The following is a 1964-nucleotide window of genomic DNA, read 5'->3' as shown; positions in this document are numbered from 1 at the left end:
TGAATTCAGGGCAGAGCTTATCCTCGGTTAATGGTCGTTAACGAAGTATGCTCTCACCCTGTGACGTGGGCTGATCCTTTCAATTTTAAAGTGATCTGACTCGGTGCAAGTCTTCAAGCGATAGTTTTGTGATGTGTACTCTGTTACTAACATATTATTCCTTATTAAGCATCTTGTCCGCAGTTCCGTCCGATAACCTTTATTCCAACTTAGCTTTTCACCAGCGCAACTACTGCAATAAGCATACTTATAATGGCCACCACTAAACTACCTATCGCAACATTATTTGCTGTTCTGGCTTTGTTTTCGATTTTTAGATGGTGCCGTCTGTTTTGCTCAAGCTCGATTGCCTTTTTAGCATCAGGATCTCCATAATTGGAGTACATGTTAACTAACTCTTCATCCGTTAACCGTTGAAACTCTTCATCCATTATCACCTTCTCCTATTCCAACACTCAATTACATCTCTTAATTTTCTTTCAGAAGGTCATCGAATTTCTTCTTTGCAAGATGTTGAATTAACTTTTGGCTGCCATCAAAAATCACTTTAAATGGCGCATCTTTAAACTCAGTTTTTAGTTTTTCTAGTATCTCACGATTATTTAAAGCACTAGCAAAGTCGTGACCATGTTGAGTAAGCCTGATAGGGAGATTATTTACCGTTAAACCACCAGTTGAGCCATACTTTAAACCCATTTCATCCATCAAACCAATAGAAAGGTCAAGCTTACTTATCAATGAGTTTTCAATAAGAAGCGAGTAATGGAAAATAAAGTTCTCATCAACTTCCCTACTACCAATATTTTTATATAAGATAAACAAATCAATATGTGGTTTATCGGCTTCTATAAATTACTTAAGCATAACTGATACATATTCTAAGTCTATTTTCATATTGCTACCTATTCCTATTTAGTTAAATCCGGCCCCCTGAGAAAACCCGGACTTTATTCCAATATTTAATATTTGGTGTACTACTTCCGCTCTTTTTCAAAAACGACTTGTCCACTAGAAAGCACAGCCAGCCTAGTTTGCCCAATGAAAATATCGTAATACCAGCTTTTTCTATTAGAGTGAAATGGACGTAATGATACTGACTTTATTCGATAGTATTTCTTCCCTGTCTTTTTCAAAAAGGCAACTTCAGCTTTATGGATCGCCTTTTCCATTGGCATAGATATGTTATTCAGCGGATCAAAATCGGGTTGAGATTGTGCCACAAAGTCAGGGATTTCTAAGTCATAAGTCTTCGATAATTTAACGCCGTTTACGGTAGTTGTAATTGAGCGACCACCCATCACTTCACCGTTAGCAACAAGAGGCAATAAAAGTGCGATAAATAAAATTCTTTTTTTAGGCATTTACTATATTCCTTATTGTTAGCCATAGAATTAATGGGAACTGAGTGTCCGAATGACAATTACGTTATATTCCAATACGTTTATATCCGAACCTCAATAATGACCCACGCAATAAAAAGTATCACCGGGAATAATACGTTAGGCGACAGCGCATTCCACAAGTAGGAGCAATTTCGTTTTTGATTTCCGAATGGTGATGGAATTACACCCTCATAGTTTTGAAACCACTCCTCTTGTAGCTTCCAAAGTGCACGATAGGACATTATCACTGTAGCCAGCACTGCAAGTGATGAAGCAACCCCTATCTTTGGAACAATCATTTTTAGCAGGGAACTTATCTCCGGGACCACATCCGTGCTTTTAGCCAATACAGCCAAAGATGCAAATAGAAAACCTTGTAACGTAAGCGCCCAGCCAAACCTGCTATTTACTAATGAGTCTTCCCTGTCAACCTGACTTTTATACATGTCATAGTTATCTTTGTTACTGCACATTACCTCTCCCATGTTTATACTTATATTTATTCCATTACAAAAACTTTGTAATTTATTACCTTACCTTACTTTCGACTCTAACTCTCGAAGGCGTTGTTTCCTAAATCAT

4 protein-coding genes are annotated in these 1964 nt (G+C 37.4%); all 4 read right to left on the bottom strand.

What is annotated here, in order from left to right; translation table 11 throughout:
* Positions 1 to 209: 209 nt before the first annotated feature.
* The 4 genes from CWB99_RS22690 to CWB99_RS22675 all read right to left on the bottom strand — a co-directional run bounded on the left by CWB99_RS22690 (position 210) and on the right by CWB99_RS22675 (position 1855).
* On the bottom strand, positions 210 to 431 hold the full coding sequence (locus CWB99_RS22690) for a hypothetical protein (RefSeq protein WP_138553387.1): 222 nt from the start codon (positions 429 to 431) through the stop codon (positions 210 to 212).
* Positions 432 to 468: 37 nt separating this feature from the next.
* Positions 469 to 738 carry a DUF2513 domain-containing protein gene (locus CWB99_RS24680; RefSeq protein ID WP_249332064.1) on the bottom strand — a complete coding sequence of 90 codons (270 nt, stop codon included), beginning with the start codon at positions 736 to 738 and terminating at the stop codon, positions 469 to 471.
* A 236-nt stretch (positions 739 to 974) separates the two neighbouring features.
* A complete protein-coding gene (locus CWB99_RS22680; protein ID WP_138553386.1) occupies positions 975 to 1361 on the bottom strand; it encodes a hypothetical protein in 387 nt (128 codons plus the stop codon).
* An 80-nt stretch (positions 1362 to 1441) separates the two neighbouring features.
* Entirely contained in the window at positions 1442 to 1855 is a 414-nt protein-coding gene (locus CWB99_RS22675; protein WP_138553385.1) for a hypothetical protein, read from the bottom strand.
* Between the last annotated feature and the right edge of the window lie 109 nt (positions 1856 to 1964).

It is taken from the genome of Pseudoalteromonas rubra (genome assembly GCF_005887095.1).
GTDB lineage: Bacteria > Pseudomonadota > Gammaproteobacteria > Enterobacterales > Alteromonadaceae > Pseudoalteromonas > Pseudoalteromonas rubra_E.
Note: the sequence above shows the minus strand (reverse complement) of the source record. Positions and strands in the feature narration are given on the sequence as shown.

Excerpts from the sequence above, each read along its gene's own strand:
- CWB99_RS22690 (WP_138553387.1), bottom strand. The coding sequence starts at position 431 with ATGGATGAAGAGTTTCAACGGTTAACGGATGAAGAGTTAGTTAACATG.
- CWB99_RS22680 (WP_138553386.1), bottom strand. The coding sequence starts at position 1,361 with ATGCCTAAAAAAAGAATTTTATTTATCGCACTTTTATTGCCTCTTGTT.
- CWB99_RS22675 (WP_138553385.1), bottom strand. The coding sequence starts at position 1,855 with ATGTGCAGTAACAAAGATAACTATGACATGTATAAAAGTCAGGTTGAC.